Annotated in this window: 26 protein-coding genes; 13 read left to right on the top strand and 13 right to left on the bottom strand. The window is 62.4% G+C overall.

Translation table 11 applies throughout. The annotated features are described in order from the left end of the window. The first annotated feature begins 66 nt into the window (after positions 1–66). Positions 67–1,500 carry a PLP-dependent aminotransferase family protein gene (locus tag LOY53_RS10115; protein ID WP_258703951.1) on the top strand — a complete coding sequence of 478 codons (1,434 nt, stop codon included), beginning with the start codon at positions 67–69 and terminating at the stop codon, positions 1,498–1,500. On the opposite strand, the gene LOY53_RS10110 is transcribed toward LOY53_RS10115, so the two are convergent. Both LOY53_RS10110 and LOY53_RS10105 read right to left on the bottom strand, forming a co-directional pair. After that, a complete protein-coding gene (locus tag LOY53_RS10110; protein WP_258703950.1) occupies positions 1,493–2,689 on the bottom strand; it encodes a CynX/NimT family MFS transporter in 1,197 nt (398 codons plus the stop codon). The two genes, LOY53_RS10115 and LOY53_RS10110, sit on opposite strands and share 8 nt — an antisense overlap. Further along, entirely contained in the window at positions 2,686–3,144 is a 459-nt protein-coding gene (locus LOY53_RS10105) for a nucleoside deaminase (protein WP_027593711.1), read from the bottom strand. The genes LOY53_RS10110 and LOY53_RS10105 overlap by 4 nt, the downstream gene beginning before the upstream one ends. Before the next feature lie 199 nt (positions 3,145–3,343). On the opposite strand from LOY53_RS10105, the gene LOY53_RS10100 reads away from it, so the two are divergent. Continuing rightward, positions 3,344–3,781, top strand: coding sequence for a carboxymuconolactone decarboxylase family protein (locus LOY53_RS10100; RefSeq protein WP_252827408.1), 438 nt, complete (start codon positions 3,344–3,346; stop codon positions 3,779–3,781). Between the two features lie 10 nt (positions 3,782–3,791). Here LOY53_RS10100 and LOY53_RS10095 read toward each other — a convergent pair whose 3' ends face one another. Then, a complete protein-coding gene (locus LOY53_RS10095; protein WP_252823576.1) occupies positions 3,792–4,808 on the bottom strand; it encodes an AraC family transcriptional regulator in 1,017 nt (338 codons plus the stop codon). A 168-nt stretch (positions 4,809–4,976) separates the two neighbouring features. Here LOY53_RS10095 and LOY53_RS10090 point away from each other — a divergent pair, with 168 nt between their 5' ends. From LOY53_RS10090 to LOY53_RS10080, 3 genes are read left to right on the top strand one after another with little or no spacing between them, the layout of a single operon-like run. Further along, positions 4,977–6,161 carry an acetyl-CoA C-acyltransferase family protein gene (locus tag LOY53_RS10090; protein ID WP_258703949.1) on the top strand — a complete coding sequence of 395 codons (1,185 nt, stop codon included), beginning with the start codon at positions 4,977–4,979 and terminating at the stop codon, positions 6,159–6,161. A gap of 12 nt (positions 6,162–6,173) precedes the next feature. After that, positions 6,174–7,022 (top strand): 3-hydroxybutyryl-CoA dehydrogenase, encoded by an 849-nt coding sequence (locus LOY53_RS10085; RefSeq protein ID WP_258703948.1) that lies wholly within the window; start codon positions 6,174–6,176, stop codon positions 7,020–7,022. A gap of 12 nt (positions 7,023–7,034) precedes the next feature. After that, positions 7,035–7,622, top strand: a complete 588-nt coding sequence (locus tag LOY53_RS10080) for a TetR/AcrR family transcriptional regulator (protein ID WP_258703947.1) — start codon at positions 7,035–7,037, stop codon at positions 7,620–7,622. A 193-nt stretch (positions 7,623–7,815) separates the two neighbouring features. On the opposite strand, the gene LOY53_RS10075 is transcribed toward LOY53_RS10080, so the two are convergent. From LOY53_RS10075 to LOY53_RS10055, 5 genes are read right to left on the bottom strand one after another with little or no spacing between them, the layout of a single operon-like run. Continuing rightward, complete coding sequence (locus tag LOY53_RS10075) at positions 7,816–8,193, bottom strand: response regulator (protein ID WP_238212177.1); 378 nt, start codon at positions 8,191–8,193, stop codon at positions 7,816–7,818. 44 nt (positions 8,194–8,237) lie between these two features. Further along, positions 8,238–9,464 carry a hybrid sensor histidine kinase/response regulator gene (locus LOY53_RS10070; protein WP_099429782.1) on the bottom strand — a complete coding sequence of 409 codons (1,227 nt, stop codon included), beginning with the start codon at positions 9,462–9,464 and terminating at the stop codon, positions 8,238–8,240. After that, on the bottom strand, positions 9,458–10,033 hold the full coding sequence (locus LOY53_RS10065; RefSeq protein WP_252823573.1) for a chemotaxis protein CheB: 576 nt from the start codon (positions 10,031–10,033) through the stop codon (positions 9,458–9,460). The genes LOY53_RS10070 and LOY53_RS10065 overlap by 7 nt, the downstream gene beginning before the upstream one ends. Next, entirely contained in the window at positions 10,030–10,851 is an 822-nt protein-coding gene (locus LOY53_RS10060) for a protein-glutamate O-methyltransferase CheR (protein ID WP_027593720.1), read from the bottom strand. Before LOY53_RS10060 ends, LOY53_RS10065 begins: the two co-directional genes overlap by 4 nt. After that, positions 10,848–14,315: a response regulator gene (locus LOY53_RS10055; RefSeq protein WP_252823569.1), complete on the bottom strand. Its 3,468-nt coding sequence runs from the start codon at positions 14,313–14,315 to the stop codon at positions 10,848–10,850. Before LOY53_RS10055 ends, LOY53_RS10060 begins: the two co-directional genes overlap by 4 nt. Positions 14,316–14,564: 249 nt before the next feature. Between LOY53_RS10055 and LOY53_RS10050 the strand changes: the two genes are divergently transcribed. After that, entirely contained in the window at positions 14,565–14,915 is a 351-nt protein-coding gene (locus tag LOY53_RS10050; protein ID WP_252823567.1) for a response regulator, read from the top strand. A gap of 167 nt (positions 14,916–15,082) precedes the next feature. Here the strand turns inward: LOY53_RS10050 and cobF are convergent, their stop codons facing one another. Both cobF and LOY53_RS10040 read right to left on the bottom strand, forming a co-directional pair. Continuing rightward, positions 15,083–15,832: a precorrin-6A synthase (deacetylating) gene (gene cobF, locus LOY53_RS10045; protein ID WP_258703946.1), complete on the bottom strand. Its 750-nt coding sequence runs from the start codon at positions 15,830–15,832 to the stop codon at positions 15,083–15,085. Positions 15,833–15,901: 69 nt separating this feature from the next. Next, on the bottom strand, positions 15,902–17,191 hold the full coding sequence (locus tag LOY53_RS10040; protein ID WP_252823564.1) for an OprD family porin: 1,290 nt from the start codon (positions 17,189–17,191) through the stop codon (positions 15,902–15,904). 360 nt (positions 17,192–17,551) lie between these two features. On the opposite strand from LOY53_RS10040, the gene LOY53_RS10035 reads away from it, so the two are divergent. The 3 genes from LOY53_RS10035 (at position 17,552) to LOY53_RS10025 (ending at position 18,998) form a co-directional block, all read left to right on the top strand. Then, complete coding sequence (locus tag LOY53_RS10035) at positions 17,552–17,911, top strand: histone-like nucleoid-structuring protein, MvaT/MvaU family (RefSeq protein ID WP_027593725.1); 360 nt, start codon at positions 17,552–17,554, stop codon at positions 17,909–17,911. Between the two features lie 221 nt (positions 17,912–18,132). After that, on the top strand, positions 18,133–18,660 hold the full coding sequence (gloA, locus tag LOY53_RS10030) for a lactoylglutathione lyase (protein ID WP_258703945.1): 528 nt from the start codon (positions 18,133–18,135) through the stop codon (positions 18,658–18,660). Positions 18,661–18,755: 95 nt separating this feature from the next. Beyond that, on the top strand, positions 18,756–18,998 hold the full coding sequence (locus LOY53_RS10025; RefSeq protein ID WP_099429788.1) for a hypothetical protein: 243 nt from the start codon (positions 18,756–18,758) through the stop codon (positions 18,996–18,998). Positions 18,999–19,114: 116 nt separating this feature from the next. Here LOY53_RS10025 and LOY53_RS10020 read toward each other — a convergent pair whose 3' ends face one another. After that, positions 19,115–19,939, bottom strand: coding sequence for a shikimate 5-dehydrogenase (locus tag LOY53_RS10020; RefSeq protein WP_258703944.1), 825 nt, complete (start codon positions 19,937–19,939; stop codon positions 19,115–19,117). 161 nt (positions 19,940–20,100) lie between these two features. On the opposite strand from LOY53_RS10020, the gene LOY53_RS10015 reads away from it, so the two are divergent. From LOY53_RS10015 to pbpG, 3 genes are all read left to right on the top strand, one after another. Then, on the top strand, positions 20,101–20,448 hold the full coding sequence (locus LOY53_RS10015) for a hypothetical protein (protein ID WP_027593729.1): 348 nt from the start codon (positions 20,101–20,103) through the stop codon (positions 20,446–20,448). A 94-nt stretch (positions 20,449–20,542) separates the two neighbouring features. After that, on the top strand, positions 20,543–20,725 hold the full coding sequence (locus LOY53_RS10010; RefSeq protein ID WP_027593730.1) for a hypothetical protein: 183 nt from the start codon (positions 20,543–20,545) through the stop codon (positions 20,723–20,725). 241 nt (positions 20,726–20,966) lie between these two features. Beyond that, positions 20,967–21,890 (top strand): D-alanyl-D-alanine endopeptidase, encoded by a 924-nt coding sequence (gene pbpG, locus LOY53_RS10005; RefSeq protein ID WP_027593731.1) that lies wholly within the window; start codon positions 20,967–20,969, stop codon positions 21,888–21,890. A gap of 34 nt (positions 21,891–21,924) precedes the next feature. Here pbpG and LOY53_RS10000 read toward each other — a convergent pair whose 3' ends face one another. Beyond that, positions 21,925–23,775: a DUF3857 domain-containing transglutaminase family protein gene (locus LOY53_RS10000; RefSeq protein WP_258703943.1), complete on the bottom strand. Its 1,851-nt coding sequence runs from the start codon at positions 23,773–23,775 to the stop codon at positions 21,925–21,927. Between the two features lie 97 nt (positions 23,776–23,872). Next, positions 23,873–24,352, bottom strand: coding sequence for an isochorismatase family cysteine hydrolase (locus LOY53_RS09995; RefSeq protein ID WP_252823560.1), 480 nt, complete (start codon positions 24,350–24,352; stop codon positions 23,873–23,875). Positions 24,353–24,670: 318 nt separating this feature from the next. On the opposite strand from LOY53_RS09995, the gene LOY53_RS09985 reads away from it, so the two are divergent. Further along, positions 24,671–24,841, top strand: coding sequence for a hypothetical protein (locus LOY53_RS09985; RefSeq protein WP_252823559.1), 171 nt, complete (start codon positions 24,671–24,673; stop codon positions 24,839–24,841). Positions 24,842–24,864: the final 23 nt, after the last annotated feature.

The following is a 24,864-nucleotide window of genomic DNA, read 5'->3' as shown; positions in this document are numbered from 1 at the left end:
TGCATTGGCACTGTACGTCGAAGTGCGATCCGCTATCCTCAGCATTCCCCTGCACCGGATCGTTTCATGGAACTGCACATCCGCCTGGAAGGCCGCAAAGGCCTGGCCGACCAGCTCTACCAGCAACTGCGCGCGGGCATCGACAGTGGCCACCTGGCGGCCGGCAGCCAATTGCCGCCCACCCGGCTGCTGGCCGAACAACTGGGCGTGTCGCGCAAGACTGTGGCCGAAGCGTACTCCAGGCTTACCTATGACAACCTGCTCAGTGGCGTGGTCGGTCGCGGTACGTTCATTACCCCGCGCCACCCCTTGCGTTCGAACGAGGCAACGGCCCTCCCCTTGGCGGGTGCAGCCTCCCTCGAACGCTGGCAGCAACGCGCGACCGTGCTGGGCAGGCCACAACTGCAAGCACCGTCGCGCTATGACTTCGTTGGCGGTGCTTCGAGCAAGACGCAGTTCCCATTCGACCAATGGCGCAGCTGCCTGAACTACGCCCTGCGCCGCAGCCAGCGGCACCCCGAGCGGCAGTTCTCTGCCCAGGGGCTGCCTGAGCTGCGCGAAGCCATCGCCCACCACATCGCCTACGCCCGCGGCGTGCATTGCAACGCAGCGGACGTGTTGGTATGCAATGGCGCGCAACAGGCGCTGGACCTGATCGCCCGGGTACTGATCGAACCGGGCTGCCCGGTGGCCATGGAAGACCCGGGTTACCCGCCGGCCCGTCAACTGTTCCTGGCCTTGGGCGCACGCCTGCAATCAATACCGGTCGATGATCAAGGGATGTGTGTCGAGCAGATCGCCGACGGCACGCGGCTGATCTACGTGACCCCGTCACACCAGTTCCCGCTCGGCATGCCGATGAGCGAGCCGCGCAGGCGGGCGTTGCTGGCACGCGCCGCCGAGCTTGGCGCGTTGATCATCGAGGACGATTACGACTGCGAGTTCCGCTACCAGGGGCCGCCCGCCGACGCCTTGCAGCGCCTCGACCGGCATGGCCTGGTGGCCTACGTCGGGACCTTCTCCAAGACCCTGCTGCAGGAGCTGCGCCTGGGCTACGCCGTGTTGCCGCCCGCCGTGCTGAAAGCCGCCTGCGTGGCCAAGCACCTGAGCGACTGGCACAGCCCGACCCTGCTGCAATGGGCACTGGCGCGCTTCATCAGCGAGGGCCACCTGAACAAGCACATCCGCCGCTGCCACGATGTCTACAGTGCCCGCCGCGAGCGCATTCTCGCCCGTCTGGGCGGCGACCTGGCGCCTTGGTTCAGCGCCGTGCCGGCCAGCGCCGGTTTCCACCTGAGCGCGTTGGCCACGCCGGGGGTGGATGTCGAACTGCTGGCCAACCTCGCACGCAAGGTGGAGGTCGGCCTTTACTCGCTGGCACCCTTCTTCAGTGACGTGCCTGTGCGCCCTGGGCTGGTAATGGGCTTCGGCGCCATCGAGCTGCTCGACATCGACCCCGCCCTTGACCGTGTTCGCGATACCCTGCAGCGCCTTAGCTGACCGACGCGGCCTGGCCGTTCGGCGCCGAACGGGCAATGGCAGCCGCATAGCCGCGTGGCGCAAAACAGGCTGTCACCAGCAGCATCGCCACCACCGTCACGGTCAACAGCACCCACGACGCCTGGAAGTCGCCACTGACGTCGCGCAGCCAGCCGGTTATGTACGGCACGATCCCGGTAATGATGAAGCCGATCCCTTGAACAAAGGCCGCCAGGCTCCCCGCTTCAGCGGGTGTTTTCAGGTGCTCCAGGGTCAGCGTCAGGCTCTGGCTGAAACACGCCCCCAGGCCAAAGCCGATCATCGCCACCCACAGGCCCATGCTCAGCGTGGGCGCCAGTAGCAGCCCAAGAAAGCCGGCCAGTTGGATCGTAAGCGCCAGCCATAAACCTGGCCGACGGTCCACCCAGCGGCGCAGCAACAACGGCATCCCCAGCGCGCCGGCAACCTGGAAGATCGTCATCAGCCCCACCAGATCACCACCGCCCTGGGCGGTTCCGCCGTGCTCCAGGTGATAGGCCGGCAGCCAGGCGACCATGCTGGTATAGCCACCATTGATCAGGCCGAAATACACCGCCAGCAACCAGGCACGGCGGGTGCCGAACCAATGCCCGCCCGCGGCACCCGCCAGTGTCGGCGTAGCCTGCCGTGGCCGCAGCAGCGTCCAGGCCAGCAGCGCCACAAGCGCCGGGATCGCCCACAGGCCCAGCCCGGCCTGCCAATGGCCGAAGTAACCACTGATATGCGGGCCAAGCACCGCCGCCAAGCCGCCACCACTCATCAAGGCCGCAGAATACATGCCCATGGCCCCAGCCAGGCGGGTCGGGAACCAGCGATTGACCAACCCCGGCATCATGCCCTGGACCACCGCCACGCCGAGGCCCGCGACCACGGCGCTGGCAATCAATGCCCAGGCACTGTCCAGTTGCAAGCGCCACAGGCACGCCAGCGCAATGCCCGACAAGCCGGCGAGCATGCCGCCATGTTCGCTGATCCAGCGCCGCAACCAAGGTTGCAACAACGGCACCAGGCCCATGCACAACACGGGCAGCGCGGTCAGCAGTGCGGCCTGCTGATAGCCCAGGCCGGTACTGGCGCGCATGGGTTCGAGCAGCGGCCCGATGCTGGTGAGGATCGGGCGCAAGTTCAGCGCCAGCAGCACCACCAGCAACAGATTAAAGGCAGTTCTCATTGCGTGTTGGCCTGCTTCCACTCAAGGTACAGGCCGGCTTCGCCACTGGGTTTCAGCGGCCGCAACGGCAGGCTCTGCTGTTGCGGTGGGCGCGCCATCTGCGCATACACCGCAGCGGTGGACAAGCCGAAGGGTTCGCCTTCATCGTTGTCATAAGCGAACCAGGCACGCTCGATGCCGCACAGGTGCATGGCCGCCAGGCACATCGGGCACGGGTGACCGCTGGCGTAGACCTCGGCACCGTCCAGACGAGCCTGGCCCAAGGCATGCGCGGCCTTGCGGATGGCCTGCATCTCGGCATGGGCGGTCGGGTCCTGGGTGCTGTGGATCTCGTTGACCGCGCGCGCCACCACCTGCCCCTGGTAGACAAGCACCGCACCAAAGGGCCGGCCACCGGCCTGAATGTTGGTGCGGGCCAGTTCGAGTGCTTCGCGCATATAGCGTTCTTCGGACATGAGTCGGTACTCCTTCTGCAAGACCTGGCCATTATCCCGGCTTGTCGGCCTTGGCAGAAATGAAGAGATTGGATGCACCTCAGTGGCCACCTGAATGCCCAGATTGGCCTCCGGGCAAAGTGTGCGATTGGCTATCGGGCTGATCGCTGCACAGCGCTAAGGTAGCGCCATGTCCACCCAACACCTTCTGGAGAACACCATGAACACCCGTATCGAATGGGCCAAGCACGCACCGGACGCCTACAAAGCCATGGTCGGCCTGGAACAGGCCCTGGCCAAGTGCGGCCTGGAGAATTCACTGCTCGAACTGGTGCGCCTGCGCGCTTCGCAGATCAACGGCTGCGCCTATTGCGTCAACATGCACGCCAATGACGCGCGCCAGGCCGGCGAAACCGAGGCACGCCTGCAGACACTGAGCGTGTGGCAGGAAACCGCCTACTTCACCCCACGTGAACGCGCCGCACTGGCGTGGGTAGAGTGCCTGACCCGGCTGCCAGAGCGCGGTGCGCCACAACCGGAATACCAAGCGCTGCAAGCGCATTTCGAGCCGCAGGAAGTGGTCAACCTGACGCTGGCCATCGCCACCATCAATGCCTGGAACCGCTTCGGCGTCGGCTTTGCGATGGTGCCGGCCTGATGGTGTCAGCTTAGCCACTGCGCCCGGTCAACTTGGCCCGATAGCTGCCGGGGCTCTGCCCGGTCCATTTCTTGAACGCCCGGTGGAATGCACTGGGCTCCTGGAACCCAGCCTGCTCGGCAACCTCGGCGATGCTCAGCACCCCTTCGCGCAGGCGCTCGAAGGCCATCGCCCGGCGTACTTCGTCCTTTATCTGCTGGTACGAACGCCCCTCCCGCTCCAGCTGACGGCGGAAAGTGCTGGCGCTGATTCCCTGCACCTGCGCCAACGCGGCCAACGTCGGCCATTGCCCGTAGCGGCGTGCGCGTAGATGGCGATAGACCTCGGCCACCAGGCCGTTCTGGTTGCGAAAGCGGATGACCAGGCCTTGGGGGGCGCTGCGCAAAAAGGTCTTCAGGGCTGACAGATCCTGCACCACCGGCAGGCGCAGGTAGGCACTGTCGAACTCCACTTCGGTACGCCCACTGCCCAGGCGCAGGTCAGGCCCCCACAACAGCAGGTCATCGTCCTGCGCAGGGCGCGATACCGCAAGCTCGGTGCGGTCGATGGCGATGCGCCGCCCTGCCAGCCAGCACAGCAAGCCGATCATCAGCACCAGGTAGGTTTCTTCGGCATACACACGCGTAACCGGGTCGGCAATGCTCGACTGCACGCTGATCACCGCCCTGCCGCCGCGCAGCGTGAGGCTGCCGCGCAGGTCACGCAGGAACAGGCCAAAACCGCCCATGCACTGACGCAAGGCCTTTTCCAGGTTCGGCTCCTGAATCAGGCCACGGCAGATCAGGGCAAAGCTGCCCAGCGGCATGCCGTGGCTGTCGAGGCAGAAAAACTCGTCGTCCAACAGTTCGATCAGGGCCAGCCACAGCTGGGCGAATGCCTTGGCCGGCACGCGGGCTTGGGGCTGTTCGAGCAGTTGCGGGTCGATGCCGACCGCACGCAGGTGTGCATCGCGCACGTCCGGGCGCGCGCGCAGGGCATGAAGCATGGCTTCAAGGAAGTACACGGCGACCGTATCGCTATCGCGCATGGCGGATTTCGCTGTCTATGCTGAGTGGCAAAAAGTGCCAGGTTGATTGAACAGATCCGGCATAGGCTCTGGCAGAGCCTTTGCCTAGACTCGGATGAACGAAGGGATCGCCCGCCATTCTCGCAGAGCCAGGCCCGGTCCCGCCATGCCTTCGCAATTGGAGCCCCTATGAGCAGCGCAGAAATTTACGTCGTCAGTGCCGTCCGTTCAGCCATTGGTGGCTTTGGCGGTTCCCTCAAGGACCTGCCGCTTGCCGACCTCGCCACCGCCGTGACGCGTGCCGCCATCGAACGCGCGGGCGTGGACGCTGGGCAAATCGGCCATGTGGTGATGGGCAGCGTGATCCCCACCGAACCCCGTGATGCCTACCTGGCGCGGGTTGCAGCGATGAACGCGGGTATCCCCAAGGAAACCCCAGCCTTCAACGTCAACCGCCTGTGCGGTTCGGGCCTGCAAGCCATTGTCTCGGCGGCACAGTGCCTGCTGCTGGGCGACACCGATGTGGCCCTGGCGGCGGGCGCCGAGTCCATGAGCCGTGGCCCGTACCTGCTGCCACAAGCCCGCTGGGGCGCACGCATGGGCGACCTGCAAGGCATCGACTACACGGTCGGCGTGCTGCAAGACCCCTTCGAACACTTCCACATGGGCATCACGGCCGAAAACGTCTCGGCCAAACACGGCATCACCCGTGAAATGCAGGACGAGCTGGCCCTGACCAGCCAGCGCCGCGCCGCGCGTGCCATTGCCGAGGGCCGCTTCACCAGCCAGATCGTCCCACTGGAACTGAAAACCCGCAAAGGCAGCGTACAGTTCAGCGTCGACGAGCACGTGCGTGGCGATGTCACCGCCGAGCAGCTGGCCGGCATGAAGACCGTATTCAAGAAGGACGGCACCGTCACCGCCGGCAATGCCAGTGGCATCAACGACGGCGCGGCCGGCCTGGTGCTGGCCAATGGTGACGCCGTGCGCCGCCTGGGCCTGAAACCGCTGGCACGCCTGGTGGGCTACGCCCATGCCGGCGTCGAGCCGGAGCTGATGGGCCTGGGCCCGATCCCGGCAACCCGCAAGGTGCTGGAAAAAACCGGCCTGAACATCCAGGACCTGGACGTGATCGAGTCCAACGAAGCCTTCGCCGCCCAGGCCTGCGCCGTGGCCCGCGAGCTCGGCTTCGACCCGGAAAAGGTCAACCCGAACGGTTCAGGTATCTCCCTCGGCCACCCGGTCGGCGCCACCGGCGCGATCATCGCCACCAAGGCCATCCATGAACTGCACCGCATTCAGGGCCGCTACGCCCTGGCCACCATGTGCATTGGCGGCGGCCAAGGCATCGCCGTGGTCTTCGAGCGCGTCTGAGGAAACTGACACATGAACATCGAACAGATTGCCGTGATCGGCGCGGGCACCATGGGCAACGGCATTGCCCAGGTGTGCGCCGTGGCGGGCTATCACGTGCTACTGGTGGACGTTGCCGATGCCGCGCTGGAGCGTGGCGTGGCTACCTTGCGCAAAAACCTCGAACGCCAGGTCAGCAAAGGCACGCTCGACGCCGAAAAGGCCGAGGCGGCGAAAGCCCGTATTCGCACCAGCACCGACTACGCGCAACTCAGTGGCGCGCAGTTGGTGATCGAGGCAGCGACCGAAAACCTGCAGCTCAAGCAGCGCATCCTTCAGCAAGTGGCAGCCAGCGTGGCCGCCGACTGCCTGATTGCCACCAACACCTCGTCGCTGTCGGTCACGCAATTGGCCGCGAGCATCGAGCACCCCGAGCGGTTCATCGGTGTGCACTTTTTCAACCCGGTGCCGATGATGGCCCTGGTCGAGATCATTCGTGGCCTGCAGACCAGCGACAGCACCTATGCCCAGGCCTTGCTGGTGACCGAGAAGGTGGGCAAGTCCCCGATCAGCGCCGGCAATCGCCCAGGTTTTGTGGTCAACCGCATCCTGGTGCCGATGATCAACGAAGCGATCTTCGTGCGCCAAGAAGGCCTGGCCAGTGCCGAGGACATCGACACGGGCATGCGCCTGGGCTGTAACCAGCCGATCGGCCCTCTGGCACTGGCCGACCTGATCGGCCTGGATACCCTGCTGGCAATCATGGAGGCCTTCCATGAGGGCTTCAGTGACAGCAAGTACCGCCCAGCGCCGTTGCTCAAGGAAATGGTCGCGGCCGGTTGGCTGGGGCGCAAGAGCGGCCGCGGTTTCTTCACTTATTGAGGAGCAAGTGCCATGCCCCCGGTCAACGCTGCAATGCGCTGTGCCAATTTTGAAGAGCGACGTGACCGGGCCATGGCGTTGTTTGCCGAAAAGGGCTTCGGCCAGGTCAGCATGCGTGAGCTGGCGACCCACGTCGGGCTGACTGCGGGTTCGCTGTATCACCACTTCCCCAGCAAGCAGGACCTGCTGTACGACTTGATCGAAGAATTGTACGAGGAGCTGCAGGCGACCCTGGACCTTGGGCGCAGAGCCATGGCCCGTGGCGGTTCGGCGTTGTCGTGCCTGATTGCGGCACATTGGCAGTTGCATGCTGAGCGGCCGTTGCAGTTTCGCCTGGCCGAGCGGGATTTTTGCTGTTTGAGCGAGGCGCAACAGGCACGCCTGATGCTACTGCGCAGGCGTTACGAAACCGGGGTGCTGCACCTGATTGCACCGCGGGCAAGCCTTAAAGGCGAAGCACTGGCGGCGACCGCGCATGTGCTGGCGACGTTGCTCAACCAGTTGCCAGGGCTGCTGCAGGCACGGCGCCTACCGGAAGGCGAAGGGCTGGCCTTGATGGAAAGCCTGCTGCTGGGGGGCATTGAGCGAACCCTGCGCTAAACGTTCACACTGTTGTAGGAGCAGCCTTGTGCTGCGAAGAGGCCGGCATGGCCACCTGCTTTTCTATGACTGCAATCGTTCGCGCTTTTGTAGGAGCAGCCTTGTGCTGCGAAGAGGCCGGCAGGGGCACCTGCTTCTCTATGGCTGCAATGGCCTCTTCGCAGCACAAGGCTGCTCCTACATTCGGGCAGCCTCAGCGCAACAGGACCTGGATCTGCTCGTGCAGGGTATCCAGGTCGAACGGCTTGGCCAGGATCGGCGCCTTGCGCGTGATCGGGCTGCCCGATTCAAGAATCTCCGCCGGGTAGCCACTGATGAAAATCACCTTCAGCTCCGGCCGCAGTTTGACTGCGGGCTCGGCGATATCCACCCCAGAGATGCCCCCTGGCAATCGAAAATCGGTGACCATCAGGTCCAGGTGCGGCTTGCTCGCCAGGATCTTGAACGCCTGCTCGCCGTCTTCGGCCACCAGCACGTGATACCCCTCGCCGGCCAGGTAGTCGCGCAAAATCATCCGAATCGCCGGCTCGTCCTCGACCACCAGCACCACATCTTGTGCATCTTCACTCATGATAACGCCTTGAAATTCTTACAGTTGGCCATCTGACCCCAGGCTTACGCAGAGGTTGCCCGCGCCTGGTCGTTTTGTTCTTTGAACGTTGCCAGCGGCAATTGCAACGTGAATGTGGCGCCCTCGCCTTCCTCGCTGTCCACCAGAATCCGCCCGCCGTGGGCCTGGACGATCTGCTCGGAGATGTACAGCCCCAAGCCCAGCCCACCGCTGGCCTGGTGCGCAGCCACCCGCTCGAACTGCTGGAAAATGCGCTGCTGGTTGACGGCGCTGATGCCAATGCCGTGGTCCTGCACCTGCACCCAGGCCATGCCGTCCTCAGCGAACACCCGCACCTGCACCGGTTTTCGTTCACCGTAACGCAAGGCATTGGACAACAGGTTGGCCACCACTTGTTCAATCCGAAATTCGTCCCACTCACCCTGCAACGTTTCACAGCGTTGCAGCGCGATATGGGTTTCCAGCGCGGTGGCCTGGGCGCTGAAGTTTTCCACCAGGCCGCGCACCAGTTGGCCGATATCGAACACCCTGGGCCGCAGCGACAACTTGCCGGTGCGGATGCGCGAGACGTCCAGCATGTCTTCGATCAGCCGGATCAGGCTGTTGATCTGCCGTTCGTCACGCTCGACCATGGCCTGCAGTTTGTCTGCGCTGAAAGCCTCCAAGTTGCCCCGTGCCAGGTGCATCTTGCGCAGCTGGGTTTCCAGAATCAGGCCATTGAGTGGCGTACGCACTTCGTGGGAGACGATCGACATGAAGTCGTCGCGCATGCGCACCGCATGCTCCAGCTCGCACCGCGCCAGCTCCAGCTGGCCCAGCAGCACCTCCTGCTCCTGACGGCTACGCTCCAGGGCTTCCAGTTGCCGACCAAGCACCTTGCGCTGGCGGAACAGGTCGACGAACACCGAGACCTTGCTCTTTACTGCCAAGGTGTCGAGCGGCTTGTGCAAAAAGTCCACGGCCCCGCTTTCATAGCCCTTGAAGGCGTAATTCATCTCGCGCCCCGCCGCACTGACGAACACGATGGGGATGTTCTTGGTCTTTTCCGTGCCGCGCATCAACTCGGCGAGCTCGAAGCCATTCATGCCTGGCATCTGCACATCGAGGATGGCCAGCGCAAATTCGTGCTCCAGCAGCAGCGACAACGCCGCTTCCGCAGACTGGGCCTGGTGCACCTCGCGGTCTTCGCCCTGGATCAGGGCATCGAGCGCCAGCAGGTTTTCCGGCAGGTCGTCGACGATCAGCAGTTTGGCGATGGTGTGGCTTAGCATGCGCTTGTTTCCAGGGTCGCGAGCAACTGCCCGATACCACTCAGAGTAAGGATATGGTCGGGCTGGTGCAGGGCCAAGGCGGCTTCCGGCATCAGTGCGACCTGTGCGTCGCGGGGGTCCTGAACAATCGTGCGGCCCCCATTATTGTTGATGTAGGCCAGGCCCTCGGCGCCATCTTCATTGGCACCGGTCAGCAGCACGCCTAGCAGGCTGGCGCCGTAGGCATCGGACGCCGACATGAACAGGAAGTCGATGGCCGGGCGTGAGAAGTGCACCGGCGCTTCCTGGCTCAACGACAGCGTCAGGTCCCGTTCTACCGAGAGGTGGTACCCCGGCCCAGCAACGTAGATCATCCCAGCGCTGATCCGTTCCTTGTCACTGGCCTCGCGCACTGGGCGCTGCAGCCGCCGCTGCAGCACTTCGGCCAGCTGGCTGTGACGCCCGTCAGGTAAGTGCAGCACGCACAGCACCGGGATGGCGAAGGCCGACGGCAGCGCACCGAGCACTTGGAACAAGGCCGCCACCCCGCCAGCCGAGGCCCCCATCACCACTGCCCGTGCGCCGTTCATGTCTTACGGTAGATCCGTTCCGGCTTCACCAGCGGCTCGAAACGCTGGCTGTAGGCCGAAAAGTCTACCGACTCCTTGCTGCCCAACACCAGGAAGCCCCGGTGGCAGAGGGATTCATGAAACAGGCCCAAGGCCCGGTCTTGCAGGTCTTTGTTGAAGTAGATCAGCACATTGCGGCACGACACCAACTGGGTCTCGGAGAACACGCTGTCGGTGGCCAGGCTGTGGTCGGCGAAGGTCACGTTGTCGCGCAGGCTGCTGTCCATGATGGCGTTGCCATAGGCGGCGGTGTAGTACTCGGCAAAGTCACGGCGGCCACCGGCCAGGCGGTAGTTTTCTTCATACTCGCGCATGCTTTGCATCGAGTAGATACCCTGCTTGGCCCGGTCCAGCGAATGCGGATTGATGTCGGTGGCATAAATGATGGTGCGCTCAAGCAGGCCTTCCTCACGCAGCAGGATGGCCATCGAGTACACCTCTTCACCGGTGCTGCAGCCCGCGACCCAGATCTTGATCGACGGCCAAGTCCGCAACAGCGGCACCACTTCATTGCGCAGGGCCAGGAAGTGGCTCGGGTCGCGGAACATCTCGCTGACCGGGATCGTCAGGAACTGCAGCAACTGCATGAACATGCCCGGGTCGTGCAGCACCCGCTCTTGCAACGCCGACACCGTCAGGCAGTCGAACTGGCGCAGGGCATGCAGGATGCGGCGCTTGATCGAAGCGCCGGAATAGTTGCGGAAATCGTAGCTGTACTTGAGGTAGATCGCCTCGATCAGCAGCCGGATCTCGATGTCGGTGTTGCGCTCGCTAGTCAAATTCGCTCCAGTTGCGGCAGCCATACACGGATCAACGAGAACAGGCGGTCCAGGTCGATCGGTTTGGCCAGGTAATCATTGGCGCCAGCCTGCAGGCAACGCTGCTGGTCATCCTTCATCGCCTTGGCGGTCACGGCGATGATCGGCAGCTTGCGCCAGCGCGGTTGCTGGCGGATCAGCCGGGTAGCCTCGAAGCCGTCCATCTCCGGCATCATCACATCCATCAGCACCAGGTCGATGTCGTCATGCTGCTCCAGGCGCTCGATGGCTTCACGCCCGTTACGGCCGATCTCGACGATGGCGCCCTTGTGCTCCAGGGCACTGGTGAGGGCGAAGATATTACGCACATCGTCATCCACTAGCAGCACTTTGCGCCCCTCGAAGACCTTGTCGCGGCTGCGCGCGGTCTTGAGCATGCGCTGGCGCTCATGGGACAACTGCGATTCGACTTTGTGCAGGAACAGCGTCACTTCGTCGAGCAGGCGCTCCGGCGAACGGGCGCCCTTGATGATGATCGAGCGCGAATACTTGAGCAGGTCGGTTTCTTCTTCGCGGGTGAGGTTGCGCCCGGTGTAGACGATCACCGGCGGGAATGACCGGATGTCCTCGGCAGTCATGCGCTTAAGGAGCTCGTTGCCGAGCATGTCGGGCAGCTTGAGGTCGATGATCATGCAGTCGTAGATGTTCTCGCGCAGCAGCGCCAAGGCGTCCTGGGCCATGGCCACGGCGGTGATCTCGACATCGTCATCGCCGATCAGGCGGGCGATGCTTTCGCGCTGCAGGTCGTCGTCCTCCACCAGCAGGATGTGCTTGAGCTTCTGGGTCAGCTTGGCTTCCAGGCGGGCGAACACTTCCTTGAGTTCTTCGCGGCTGGCCGGCTTGACCGCATAGCCCACGGCGCCCATGTGCATGGCCGCTTCGACGCGATCCTCTACCGAAATGATGTGCACCGGGATGTGCCGCGTGCCGGCCAGCTCCTTGAGGCGCTGCAGCACGGTGAGGCCAGAATGGTCAGGCAGGCGCATGTCCAGCAGGATGGCATCGGGGATGTACTGGGACGCCAGCGCAAAGCCCTCGTCGGCGCCATGCGCCACCAGGCAGCTGTAGCCCAGCTCGTGGGCCAGGTCGAAGAGGATGCGGGCGAAGTTCGGCTCGTCCTCGATCACCAGGATGCAGCGGTTATTGAAGGGGGCCCGCTCGCGGTCATCGGCGAAGGTCGGTGCCGGCAGTTTCGGCGCCACGGCGTTGGAAGCCTTGGGCGCTGGCGGCAGAGTGTCTACTGCAGGGCGCAGGCTCAGGGCCTCGACTTCCTCGCCCTCATTTTCGTAGCGTTCGGGCATGACCAGGCTGAACACGCTGCCCTGCCCCGGGTTGCTCTCGACGTTGATCTGCCCACCCAGCAAGTGCGCCAGGTCACGCGAAATCGACAGGCCCAGGCCGGTGCCGCCATAGCGCCGGTTGCTGCTGCCGTCGACCTGATGGAAGGCGCCGAAGATCGCCTGCTGCTGGTCGGCGGCAATGCCGATACCAGAGTCACGGACGGCGAAGATGATGCCGGTACCCGCCTCGTGGCTGATGGTCATGCTGACCTGGCCGTGGTCGGTGAACTTGATGGCGTTGGACAGCAGGTTCTTGAGGATCTGCTCCAGCCGTTGACGGTCGGTGAACAGCGTCACTGGCACCTGCGGCTCGACCTTGACCTCAAAGGCCAGGCCTTTGTGCTCCGCCAGCGGCAGGAACATGCCGCGCAGGCCTTCGACCAGGCGCTCCAGCTGGGTGGTCTCAGGGCGCACTTCGAGCTTGCCGGCCTCGACCTTGGCGATGTCGAGAATGTCGTTGATCAGGTTCAGCAGGTCATTACCCGCTGAGTAGATCGATTCGGCGAACTTGACCTGCTCGGCGCTGAGGTTGCCTTCGCCGTTCTCGGCCAGCAACTTGGCCAGGATCAACGAGCTGTTCAGCGGCGTGCGCAGCTCGTGGGACATGTTGGCGAGGAACTCGGACTTGTACTTGCTCGAACGCTGCAGGTCATCGGCGCGGGCCTGCAACTCTTGCTGGGCCTGGCTGAGCTCATCGTTCTTGCGGTCCAGGGCGTCGGTGCGCTCGGACAGTTGTTCGTTGGTCTGTTCAAGCTCGGCCTGCTGGGTTTCCAGGTGGGCCTGGGATTCCTTGAGCACCCGTGATTGCTCTTCGAGTTCTTCGTTGGCGGTTTTCAGCTCTTCCTGCTGCACTTGCAGCTCTTCGTTCAACTGCTGGGTCTCGGCCAGCACTTCCTGCAGGCGCTGGCGATAACGCGCACTCTCGATGGACATGCCAAGGTTGCCGCCGACCCGCTCCATCAGCTCTTCATCGCGCGGCTGCAAGGGGCGCAGAAAGCCCAGCTCGATCACACCATTGATCTGCCCATCATCGGTGGCGGGCATCAGCAATGCACTGCGCGGCAAGCCATTGCCGAGGCCTGAGCTCAGGCGGTAGTAGTCTTCGGGCAGGTCGTCGAGGCACAACAGCCGGCCCTCGCGCACGGCCTGGGCCAACAGGCCATCGTGGTCGCCTTTGATCTGGTCACGGGCCTGCTCCTCGGCGCTCAGGCCATAGGTGGCCACGCGCACCAGGCGGCCATGTTCGTCGCGCGCATACACCGCGCCCACCACGCTGCCCAGGTACGTAGCAAAGAAGCGCAGGATATTGTCGCCCAGCATGGGCAGGGTCAGCTGCCCGAGCACCTGCTGGGCCAACTGGGTCTGGCCATTACGCAACCAGGCCTGGTGCTCCAGGCGCTCGGCCGCACGCTGCTGGGCCTGCAGGTTTTCGTCATAACTGCTCGACAGCGCCAGCAGGTCCCGGCGCCCGAGGTAGGCCAACAAGGCGCTGAGGCCGACGATGAACAGTACGAAGGCCGAGATCGCGGTCACGGTGACCGAACTGACCTTCTCGTTACGGGCCATGCGCAGTTGCTGCTCAGTGTCGATCAGGCCTTCGAATTCCTTGCGGATTTCATCGGTGATGCGCTTGCCGCGGCCATTGCCGATCGATGCCTGGTAATTGCCCTGGCTGCGGCGCAGGGTAATCATCTCGCTGCCGAAGTCATTCCAGGCTTTTTGCAAGGCCAACAGCCGATCGATTCGGTCAACCTGCTGCGGGTTGTCCTCGACCAGGCCGCGCAGGCTCTGCAAGCTGCCGAGAATTTTCGGTTTGGCCACCTCGTAGGGGTCGAGAAAGCGTTCGTCGCCGGTGATCAGGAAGCCGCGCATGCCGGTTTCCATGTCGATCGACAGCTTGACCGTTTCGTTGGCATTGCCGATCACCCGGTCCGTATGCTCGACCCACTGCATGGCCGAGAGCAGGTAGTTGATCACCGCGACAAACGCCACTGCGCCCAGCAGGCCGACCCCAAGGGGCAGGCCGATGTTGCGACTCAGCAGCTTGCGAAAGCTCTGCTGGTCAATCGAGGCTACTTGAATCATCTGAAAACGCCCGAGCGAAAAGAGTCCATGAAAAAGTGTGGCACCAAGACCGTTATAATTGTCTGCCGCCGCGCTCACCGGTAATAGCGAGTCTAACCAGCTTTGCTAGCGCTGGCAGGGCATTTAGCCAGCATTTGAAGGTTACAGGCGCGAATCGTTCCATCTGATTGCAGGGATCGGTATCCTCGGGAACTTCTGCCGTCTACCGGCGTACAGAATAAAGACATTCATTTTCACAGGATCCAAACCATGCATCTTCTGGTAGTCGAAGACGACGACATCGTACGCATGCTGATGGTCGAAGTGCTCGACGAATTGGGCTACACGGTCATCGAAGCGGAAGACGCCACCGCAGCACTGCGGGTGCTCGAAGACCCTTCCCAGGCCTTGGCGCTGATGATGACAGACGTGGGCCTGCCGGACATGCGCGGCGAAGTGCTGGCGCAACGGGCACGCGAACTTCGTCCACTGCTGCCGGTGTTGTTTGCCAGCGGTTATGCCGAAAACATAAAAGTGCCGGAGGGCATGCACCTGATTGGCAAGCCGTTCAGCATCGAACAATTGCGCAACAAGGTGGTGGACATACTGGGTACGGTCTGATGCCCACGTGGTGGCTTTCGCGGGCAAGCCCGCTCCCACCCGAGCTGTGTAGCCTGAAAGGCTAGCGCCGCACCTGTGGGCGCTGGCTTGCCAGCGATGAGGCCGGCACAAGCACCACAAGACAGTTTCTCCCACAGGCCTTTAACGACTGTGGGGGCTGCAGCCAGCTACATTTCGCGGCGTAACAGATACGTGTCCATGATCCACCCTTTGCGCAACCTGGCCTCCTCCCGCACTTGCAGAATCTGCGCCTTCACCGCCTGCAAAGGCCCGGCAATCAGCACCTCATCTGCGGTCCCCAGGTAAGCCCCCCAGTAAATCATCAAACCCGGGTCATCCAGCGAGGCAAACGCGCACTGCCCGTCGAGCATCACCACCACATTGTCGATACGCTCTTGTTCGGCCAGGCGACGCCCAGGCAGTACAGTCAGCGGCTCACCGATACGGTTGAGCGGTACTTGGTGGCGAGCCGCCAGGGCCTGGACGCTGCTGATGCCGGGAATCACCTGCAGTCGCAGCGCCACCCCGCTTTCGCGGACCCAATCGAGAATGCGCAGGGTACTGTCGTACAGGCCAGGCTCACCCCATAACAGAAAGGCGCCGACATCGTCGGCTCCGATCTCGTCCGCGATCAACCGGCTGTACAGCGCGGCCCGCTGCCGGTGCCAATCCTGAACCGCACCCACGTAATCTACCGCCCGGCCATCGCGGGAAGGGTCAGCGACCTGCACCAGCCGGTAGCCGCCTTCAGGCCGATAGCGCTGCAGAATAGCCTTGCGCAAGCGCACCAGCTCGTCCTTCTCCGTGCCCTTGTCGAGCACGAAGAACACGCTGGCACGACGTAACGCATCGACCGCTTCATAGGTGACCTGACGTGGGTCCCCCGGGCCGATGCCAATCAACAACAGGTCTTTCATTGCCCTGCCCTTTCGCCAATGCCAGTCGGCCATTGTCGATCAGCCACTCACGCTTGGCAAAGCGCCCCGTCAGAAGATGGAAAAGTTGTAACTTACAATGACGCGAGTCTCATCCATATCTCGCGCCCACTTCTCATAGTTGCTGCGGTAGGTGGAATTACGCAGGCGCACACTGACGTCTTTGAACGTGCCACTTTGCACCTGATACTTGAACTCGGTGTCGCGCTCCCATTCCTTGCCTTCGGCCGTACTGCCCGGGACTTTGATGTGGTCACCATTGATGTAACGGGTGAAGAAGGTCAGGCCGGGCACACCCAGGGCCTTGAAGTCATAGTCGTAGCGCAGCTGCCAGGAGCGCTCCTGGGCGGCGGCAAAGTCGTTGACCTGGGCGTAGTTGACCAGGTACGGGTTGCTGCCATCCAGGTAAGGCATGGCGCTTTCGCCGTACATGCGCTGCCAGCCGGCGCTGACCTTATGGCCGCCCAGGCTGTAGCCGAGCATGCCACTGAAGGCGCGATGGTCGATGTCGCCAGCGCGGGCATTGCCGATGTCGTCGCTCTTGATCACGCGCAGGTCGGCCGACAGGCTGCCTACCGCCAGCGGCTGGCTAGCCACCAGACCAAAGAAGTGCTGGCGATAGATGTTTTCAAGCTTGGCCACTTGGTACTGGGCACTGATACGGTCGTTGAAACGGTAGTCGAGGCCTGCCAGGTCGAAGTGGTCGGCTTCGATGTCGCAGGCATAGCGCTTGTTCTTGCAGTGCACGCGAATGTCCTGGCGATCGGTGGAATCACGCGCGGTGTATTTGTCCAGGCGGGCCAGGGTGAACTTCAGGTCGCGGACTTCTTCAGAGGTGAGCATCGCGCCATGGAACATCGTCGGCAACAAACGCCCATCGTTGTACTTGAGCAACGGTACATCCGGCATCATCGAGCCGTACTTGAGCACGGTGCTGGACACCTTGACCTTGGCCGCCAAGCCCATCTTCGCGTATTGATCGGCCGAGCGCCGTGGATCATGGCCAGACGACGGCAGCAGGCCGCTGTTACTGTCCGCCGGGCTGGAGTCGAGCTTGAAGCCGAACATGCCCAGCGCATCCACGCCAAACCCTACCGGCCCTTGGGTAAAACCCGACTGTACATTGAGAATAAAGCCTTGCGCCCACTCTTCGCGCTTGGACGCGCCCTGGCTGGAACTGCTGTGGCCGTCACGGAAATCCCGGTTGAAGTAGACATTGCGCGCTTCGACCTTGGCGCTGCTGTCTTCAAGAAAACCGGCGGCCTGGGCATTGACGCCGGCACACAAAAGGAACAGGCCGGCAACACGGCGCCCAGGGGCGTGAGGGAGGGGGGCAAACATGCGAGGAAATATCCAGAAAGAAAGGCGAAAAACAACCTGCAGCAAACACCTGCTGCGGTACTGCGACACGCTCGAACAGTGGTCGGGCATCATCTGAAATGATCGCTCAAAGGCTCTATTCCGGGCTATTGGACCTTGGTCTAGAGCAATTCGCCAGTCCCCACTAAGTCGTCATAAACTGGCGCATGAAAAACCTGTAAAGTTCCGTGCTTACTTATAAAAAGTTTGCAGTTTACCCAGTAGCAATGAATGACTACACTCGATATCAGCGAACAGCGGAACCCCCCCCCGTGGCAGGCGTTTTGTTCTTCTTCAATGTTCGTCACGCCCTGCCACGAAAGACGTACAGGAGTGATTACAGTGTCCAGACTTGCAGAGTTTCGTGCTGCCGAAAAAGCGCTTCAGGAACAAATGGCTCAACTGGAAGCGCTGAAAAAGGATGCCGGCCTCAAACGCGAAATCGAATTCGAGCAGAAACTAGTCGGCCTGATGAAAAGCTATGACAAGGGTCTGCGCGATATCATCGCCATCCTCGACCCCAAGGCTGCCACCCGCCCCACTGCCGCAGCCCCCAAACAACAGCGCCGCCCACGCGTGGTCAAGGTCTATGAAAACCCACACACGGGCGAGCTGATCGAGACCAAAGGTGGCAACCACCGCGGGCTGAAAGCCTGGAAAGAAGAGTACGGCGCTGCCACCGTCGAAAGCTGGGTACGCTGATGAAACGTCCACATGGGCTTCACACTTTTTTCACAAGCGCTGGCTCAGTATCGAGACAGCTAAAGGACTAGCGACCCCACGCGCCCGCACATGCGGGCCTCTAATTCAAGCGCCCTGCCTCGTGCAGGGCGCTTTCATTTGCGCAATCGCTTCACTGCCGTATCATGGCCAGCCTGTCTGTTTTGCCGGTGCCGCGCACCGGCCCCGTCTCAGGAGTTCCCATGAGCCTGCACGATCTGCAAACCTTGCCTGGCGTCACCGCGCAGCCGGATGCCGCCACCTCCAAGTTCGTCTTCAACCACACCATGCTGCGGGTCAAGGACATCGAGAAGTCGCTGGACTTCTACACCCGTGTTCTGGGCTTCCGCCTGGTGGACAAGCGCGACTTCCCGGAAGCCGCCTTCAGCCTGTACTTCCTGGCCCTGGTCGACCCGGCGCAGATCCCTGCCGATGACGCCGCGCGCCACCAGTGGATGAAGTCGATCCCAGGCGTTCTAGAGCTGACCCACAACCACGGCACCGAAAACGACGCCGATTTTGCCTACCACAACGGCAACACCGACCCCCGCGGTTTCGGCCATATCTGCATTTCGGTGCCGGACGTGCGTGAGGCTTGCGCGCGCTTCGAAGCACTCGACGTACCCTTCCAGAAACGCCTGGCGGATGGCCGCATGAACCACCTGGCCTTCGTCAAGGACCCGGACGGTTACTGGGTCGAAGTGATCCAGCCGACCGAACTCAAAGGCTGAGGCACACCGCTATTCGCTCGTCGGGCCGGGAACTCCCGGCCCCTTGCTGTGGTATATGAAGGTAACCGCTTCATAAGCACAGCGAGGTAAGGACGATGCAATCTCTTCACTGTGAGCACCGCAAGTACACCATCACCGCCAGTGTGATGCCCCACCCCGACTCCCCCCTGCCCTATGCCGCCGGCTGCCTGATCACTGACCCTGAGGGGCACACCAGCAAGCGTATCTCGATGCCGATGAAGTTCTTCTCAGACCTTGAGAATGCCCAGCATGTGTCGCTGGCCCATGGCCGTGCGCTGGTGGATGAACAGCTGGACAAGGGGCACAAAGCGTTCTGATTGACGCAATATAGCGCGGCCCTCCTGTAGGAGCAGCCTTGTGCTGCCAAGAGGCCGGTGCAGCGATCAGAGAATGATGATGCTTGTACCGGCCTCTTCGCAGCACAAGGCTGCTCCTACAGAGGATCGCGCGCGTATGCGACGGCCGCCTCCACCTGCTCACGCGTAGGGCGCACGCCGGTATACAGCACGAACTGCTCCAGCGCCTGCAGCGCAATCACCTCCAGGCCCGTGATCACCGGCTTACCCAATGCCTGGGCCCGGCGAATCAACGGCGTCTGCGCCGGCATCGCCACCACGTCGAACACCCGCTCCGCCGCCGCAATGGCCTGTTCGCTAAAAGCCAGTGCGTTGGCCTCCTGCCCGCCGGCCATGCCGATCGGCGTCACGTTTATCAGCATCGGCGGGCACAGGTCTCCGAGCTCGGCCACCCAGCGATAACCACAAACATCTGCCAGTTGCCGCCCCGCCTGTTCATTACGGGCAACGATCGTGCCCTGGGTAAAGCCCGCGTCACGTAAGGCACTCACCACCGCCTTGGCCATGCCACCACTGCCGCGCAGGGCAAACGCAGTCGTTGGGTCGACCTTGTGTTGCGCCAGCAGTTGCCGCACTGCCAGGTAATCGGTGTTGTAGGCCTTCAAATGGCCGCCGCAATTGACCAACGTGTTGACCGACTCGATTGCCTCAGCGGACGGGTCCACCTCGTCGACCAACGCCATGCAGGCTTCCTTGTAAGGCATCGACACCCCGCACCCGCGAATACCCAAAGCACGAATGCCTGCGACCGCCGCCGGCAGGTCGTCAGTGCTCATGGCCTTGTAGTAGAAGTCCAGCCCCAACTGTTGGTAGAGGTGGTTGTGGAAACGCACGCCGAAGGTGCCAGGCCGCCCGGCCAGGGAGATGCACAGCACTGTGTCTCTGCTGGGAGTTGTCGACATAACCTGCTCCATTTTCAGAACTGAATCGTTTGTTCAGCGTATCAGATGCAGCCGCTTGTCGTCCCTTACACAACCTTTACCGTTTCCCTGTGCTCAGCTGACAGAGGCAGGAGTCATAGTAATAGGACCCCATCTGTGGGGTTGCCCTGCGAGGACGCTTTATGAACCGTCACATTCCCGTAATCGCCCTGCTGGTCGGTGCCCTGGCCATCAGCGGACAAGCTGCTGCCCATGGTGGCCATGGTGGTGGCGGTGGTTGGTATGGACCCGGCCCGCTGTTAGGCGCGGCGGTGGTCGGTGCCGTGGTGGGGGCAACGGTTTATGGCGGGCGTGATCGCACCGTGTATGTGGAGCGCCAGCCAGTCTATTACGCACCGCAGCCGGTCTACGTACAGCCGCCGCCGCAGCCGGTGTACTACCAGCCCTACTATGCGCCGGCCCCGCCGCCACCGGGTTATCGCCCTTATTACGGCCCGCCCCCGGTGTACTACGGGCCACCCCGTTGGTGATCGTTGATAAAACCAATGATCACTATCAACTCAGTTAATTTCAAACCGCTGCGGCCGCTGCGTAAGGTAGGGCCATGTTTTACAGGAGGTCCACATGGCCACTATCCAGATCATGTCCGTCGTCGGCAGCGCCGTCCCCCCTTCACTGCGTCAGCAAGGCCTGCTGGCCTGCTGGTACCTGGTGCGTAACGGTGAACCCGTGAGCGGCCCCTTGGCGACCCGCGCCTCGGCTCAAGCCCTGGCCGACCAGTTGCAGCCAGATACCCTGGTCGCTTGACATTATTTGTTGTGCGTTGCTCCCTACGCCCTTATGGCCCGCCGCTTGGCGGGTCTTTTTTTGCCCGTGTGATCCGACGAGCGGAGGCGGCAGAACCGATCCAGCATGAAGCTTTTTTCATTTCGCCGGGTCGCTTCAACGAGCAATCGACAGCACTTCGACCATACTCCACAATGCAGCGGTTTTTTGGGGGAAAACCCTTGCACAGCCAACGACATACCAACTTTTAGTGAGCCTCAACGTGAAAACATCCCTGTCCATCCTCAGCCTGCTGCTGTTGCTCACAGGTACCGCGACCCTCCCGTCGACTGCTGCTGCACAACCCCCGGCCCAGGTGCAACGTGACCCGGCCAAATTGCACCTGGCTTCGGGCAGCGCCTTGCTGATCGACCTGAACACCAATCAGGAGCTGTATGCCAGCCACGCCGACCGCGTGGTGCCCATTGCCTCGGTGACCAAATTGATGACGGCGATGGTGGTGCTGGACGCCAAGCTGCCCATGGATGAAATGCTCACCATGACCATCGCCAACAACCCGGAGATGAAGGGTGTGTATTCGCGGGTGCGCCTGGGCAGCCAGCTGAACCGCCGCGAGACCTTGCTGATTACCCTGATGTCGTCGGAAAACCGTGCGGCCAACAGCCTGGCCAACCACTACCCCGGCGGCTACCCGGCGTTCATCAAGGCCATGAACGCCAAGGCTCGCAGCCTGGGCATGGCGCACACCCGCTATGTCGAGCCGACCGGCCTGTCGACGCAGAACGTGTCCAGCGCCCGCGACCTGTCGAAACTGTTGATGGCGTCGCGCAAGTACCCGATGCTGAGCGAACTGTCGACCACCCGCGAGAAGACCGTGGCCTTCCGCGCGCCCAACTACACCTTGGGCTTCCGTAACACCGATCACCTGGTGAACAAGAGCAACTGGGACATCAAGCTGACCAAGACCGGCTTCACCAATGAAGCTGGCCACTGCCTGGTGTTGTTGACCCGCATGGACAACCGCCCGGTGGCGATGGTGATCCTCGATGCCTTCGGCAAGTACACCCACTTCGCCGATGCCAGCCGCATGCGTCAGTGGCTGGAAACCGGAGCAGCCAAACCTGCGCCAGCAGTAGCTATGCAGTACAAGGCTGACCGGGTGAAGGGGCGCTTGGCGGCCGAGTAAGCCAGGCGCATGCTGTTGCCGTACGACCTGGGGGCTAGCTCGCTTGCACGATGATCTGGCTCTGCAGGTCCTTGACCATCGCCTCGAGCGTCGGCTTCATGGCGGCAAAATCCTCGGGTGAACACACCACGTTCGGGCGGCTGAACTTGAAGTGCCGCTCGATCACCACCGCATTCCCCTCCTGAGCGTACCGCGCGCTGTATTCCACATTGGCGTCTTGCAGACGCACCTGCTTGGGGATCGCCAGTACGCTGACCTCCGGTGGGAATTCGAAACGCGATGTTTCCACGGTGTCGTTGGAAATGCACACGAAGTGCTGGCTGCGCTCCTTTTCCATGGCAAAGCTGTAGACGTTCTGCGAAATACCCCCTGCCAGGCTGCTCAAGGCCACCACCCCCACCGGCCCGGGCAGGTTGACGAGGTTTTCCGTGCGCCCATCGACGGTGCTGACAAACTCGCCACTGGCGCTCGGCGGGCGTACCTCGAACGTGCCGCTGCCCCGCTGCCCATAGGCGCCGAGCACTTTTTCGACGAGCAGTTCACGGTCGGCCGGCTTCATCGATTTAACCCCATAGCGGCTGACCTCGCTGGCCCAGCCTTGCACGGTGGCAACGTTGGTGAAGTCCGCCGCTCCCTTGCCGTTGACCTTGAACTTCAGGTCGCTGGACACCTTGTTGAGCTGGATGGCCGGAGTACGCCCGAACTCGCCTGTGGCAGTCAGCAGCACGCGCTTGTTCAAGGTGCCCAGCGGCAGGTAGCCTGCAGCAATCGAAGGGTCGGTCGAGTCCAGGTACAGGTCCAGGCTCGGCACGTAGGTGATCACGTGGTTCAACACCCCCAGCGCAGGGACCTTGGGGAACACATAAGCATTGCCCAGGTTGATCAAGGCCGGCGTGCTTTTGATACCCGCCGCCGTCAGCAGTGCTTCAAGCAGTGCCACATGGTCCTTGCAATCACCGTAGCGGTTGTCCAGCACGGTCTGCGCGGCATGTGGCACCACCCCACCGGCACCGACATACACGGCGACATAGCGAATGTTCTCGCGCACCCAGTCGCTGAGCGTCAGCGCCTTTTCCCGTGCGGTAGGCAAATGGGCCGTCAGGCGGTGCGCCAACTCGGTGATCGGTGCCGTGACCTCGACCTTGGCCCGTGCCTGGTAGGCCTCGGCGAACTGTTTGAAATCGGTGAAGGTCGAGACGGCCAGATAGTGCCCGTAGTCCAGGTAGGACACCGCACTGGCCTCGATCCGCGCCCGGTCCGCCGGCACGTAGTCCCAGCGGTAGACCTTGCGCCCGGGTGCAACCGCCGGCATCGACGCCTTGAAGCTGCGCGCGTCCGCTTGCAGGGGCATGTCCTCGGGCATGTCGTAGGTCAGTGTGAACTGCCCGACCGGGTGGAACTCCGGCACAGTGATGTCTTCGAACTGCCCCGGGAACAGCGGCGTGACGCGGTTGCGCTGGTAATGCAGGAACAGGCGATCCCCCACCGCGACCTCAGGGAAGATGATCACCTTGTTGACGCTGTCTTGAAACATCGGCGCCTGCGCAGACGCCTGCTCTTGCTGCTCCTTGATGTGCGCGGCATCCACCCGCACTTTGCGCCCATCGGGCTTTTGCGTGTAGGCCTCGATCACTTCCAGGGTTTCCAGCGAGCGGTTGAAGCTCACCGGCTGCTGGGCGCGGGCCTTGATGGCGCGTTCGTCATTGATCAGCAAGACGCTGTCGACGTCCAGGCGGTGGCTGCCATCCTTCTGCACGACAAAGGTCTGCTCGACCTTTTCCAAGGTCACGGAGCGGTCAGTGCCATCGGTGAAGGCTTGCGCCGAGCCGCACCAGCTCATTGCAAGCGGCAGCAGCACAGCGACAAGGTAAGACTGTTTCAGCATGGAGATCCTTCTCAATCCAGGTGTATCGAGGCCGTTATCAATCAGCAATGATACTCATTGGCGTAGCAAGATGGCAAAATGATTGCACTTCCTGTGCTTAGATTGCCAGCGAGGCTAGTACCTCGGCAGACGTCGTCACCTGGCGGAAGTGGTGCTTCCACAAGTCAATGCCCATTTTCCCGGACCTGTCCAGGGACGACCCTACCGTCATGTCGGTCACCAAGGTTGGCGTGAGCCCCGCATCGAACAGCGCAAAGCCTGCAGCCAGCACGCAGGTTTCGGTTTGCATGCCGCACACCAGCACCCGCTCCACGCCCAGTTGCTTGATGTATTCGAGGGTTTCGACGGTCTGCCCGTAGCCATGCTTGACGAACACTTGGTCCGCTTCGACCAGGCTCTCGTCCTCGGCTGCCGGGTGCCAGCCCAATTGACGCTGGAACGGCGTGGCCTGCTCATCGTGCAGTTCGACCGAGGCGATGGTCGGGATATTCGCCGACAACCGCCGCAAACCGTCGACCAGCCATTCGGGCGGGCTGAAGGTGGATTGAACATCGACGATGAGCAAAACCTGGCGCATAAGGGTCTCCGGCCATGGGCAAAAAGCGCCGAGTATAACGTGGTGCCAGCACTGCGGTTTGCTGAAAACAGTGCCTGCATGACCCGCACCGAGGCTACCGCCGATGCCATGCTAAGGTCTGAGACTTCTAGCCATCCCCGCGATCCACGCAGCTTCCATCTTTGCCCCAACCACCTCGAATTCAGGATGGCGCTTCGGCCACGCCTTGGACCCTCCGAGCAACAGCCCCATGATGTCATTGGCGTTGTGGATGACTGCTCGCAGCTTACTCGTCTTCGCCGCTAAACTCGCCACTCTCCTTCCATGGCAGCCCGCACAATGGATTTGCACTCAACCCCACGCCTCGCTCAGCCCGAAGACATCGATGCGCTTATAGCGCTGGACGCCATTGCCCGGCACGCGCCGCAACGACGATCCTTCATCGCCCAGGCAATCGCCAGTCGCCAATGCTGGGTAGCTGCGGTCATCTTTGTCAAATTCCTCTCGTGAGGCGGGTGTTCGCACGCGAACCC

Source organism: Pseudomonas sp. B21-031 (genome assembly GCF_024748985.1).
In the GTDB taxonomy this organism is placed as follows: Bacteria; Pseudomonadota; Gammaproteobacteria; order Pseudomonadales; family Pseudomonadaceae; genus Aquipseudomonas; species Aquipseudomonas kermanshahensis.
The sequence above is the reverse complement of the archived record's forward strand: the minus strand, read 5'-3'. Positions and strand labels throughout refer to the sequence as shown.

Excerpts from the sequence above, each read along its gene's own strand:
- LOY53_RS10115 (WP_258703951.1), top strand. The coding sequence starts at position 67 with ATGGAACTGCACATCCGCCTGGAAGGCCGCAAAGGCCTGGCCGACCAG.
- LOY53_RS10110 (WP_258703950.1), bottom strand. The coding sequence starts at position 2,689 with ATGAGAACTGCCTTTAATCTGTTGCTGGTGGTGCTGCTGGCGCTGAAC.
- LOY53_RS10105 (WP_027593711.1), bottom strand. The coding sequence starts at position 3,144 with ATGTCCGAAGAACGCTATATGCGCGAAGCACTCGAACTGGCCCGCACC.
- LOY53_RS10100 (WP_252827408.1), top strand. The coding sequence starts at position 3,344 with ATGAACACCCGTATCGAATGGGCCAAGCACGCACCGGACGCCTACAAA.
- LOY53_RS10095 (WP_252823576.1), bottom strand. The coding sequence starts at position 4,808 with ATGCGCGATAGCGATACGGTCGCCGTGTACTTCCTTGAAGCCATGCTT.
- LOY53_RS10090 (WP_258703949.1), top strand. The coding sequence starts at position 4,977 with ATGAGCAGCGCAGAAATTTACGTCGTCAGTGCCGTCCGTTCAGCCATT.
- LOY53_RS10085 (WP_258703948.1), top strand. The coding sequence starts at position 6,174 with ATGAACATCGAACAGATTGCCGTGATCGGCGCGGGCACCATGGGCAAC.
- LOY53_RS10080 (WP_258703947.1), top strand. The coding sequence starts at position 7,035 with ATGCCCCCGGTCAACGCTGCAATGCGCTGTGCCAATTTTGAAGAGCGA.
- LOY53_RS10075 (WP_238212177.1), bottom strand. The coding sequence starts at position 8,193 with ATGAGTGAAGATGCACAAGATGTGGTGCTGGTGGTCGAGGACGAGCCG.
- LOY53_RS10070 (WP_099429782.1), bottom strand. The coding sequence starts at position 9,464 with ATGCTAAGCCACACCATCGCCAAACTGCTGATCGTCGACGACCTGCCG.
- LOY53_RS10065 (WP_252823573.1), bottom strand. The coding sequence starts at position 10,033 with ATGAACGGCGCACGGGCAGTGGTGATGGGGGCCTCGGCTGGCGGGGTG.
- LOY53_RS10055 (WP_252823569.1), bottom strand. The coding sequence starts at position 14,315 with ATGATTCAAGTAGCCTCGATTGACCAGCAGAGCTTTCGCAAGCTGCTG.
- LOY53_RS10050 (WP_252823567.1), top strand. The coding sequence starts at position 14,565 with ATGCATCTTCTGGTAGTCGAAGACGACGACATCGTACGCATGCTGATG.
- cobF (WP_258703946.1), bottom strand. The coding sequence starts at position 15,832 with ATGAAAGACCTGTTGTTGATTGGCATCGGCCCGGGGGACCCACGTCAG.
- LOY53_RS10040 (WP_252823564.1), bottom strand. The coding sequence starts at position 17,191 with ATGTTTGCCCCCCTCCCTCACGCCCCTGGGCGCCGTGTTGCCGGCCTG.
- gloA (WP_258703945.1), top strand. The coding sequence starts at position 18,133 with ATGAGCCTGCACGATCTGCAAACCTTGCCTGGCGTCACCGCGCAGCCG.
- LOY53_RS10025 (WP_099429788.1), top strand. The coding sequence starts at position 18,756 with ATGCAATCTCTTCACTGTGAGCACCGCAAGTACACCATCACCGCCAGT.
- LOY53_RS10020 (WP_258703944.1), bottom strand. The coding sequence starts at position 19,939 with ATGTCGACAACTCCCAGCAGAGACACAGTGCTGTGCATCTCCCTGGCC.
- LOY53_RS10015 (WP_027593729.1), top strand. The coding sequence starts at position 20,101 with ATGAACCGTCACATTCCCGTAATCGCCCTGCTGGTCGGTGCCCTGGCC.
- LOY53_RS10010 (WP_027593730.1), top strand. The coding sequence starts at position 20,543 with ATGGCCACTATCCAGATCATGTCCGTCGTCGGCAGCGCCGTCCCCCCT.
- LOY53_RS10000 (WP_258703943.1), bottom strand. The coding sequence starts at position 23,775 with ATGCTGAAACAGTCTTACCTTGTCGCTGTGCTGCTGCCGCTTGCAATG.
- LOY53_RS09995 (WP_252823560.1), bottom strand. The coding sequence starts at position 24,352 with ATGCGCCAGGTTTTGCTCATCGTCGATGTTCAATCCACCTTCAGCCCG.
- LOY53_RS09985 (WP_252823559.1), top strand. The coding sequence starts at position 24,671 with ATGGATTTGCACTCAACCCCACGCCTCGCTCAGCCCGAAGACATCGAT.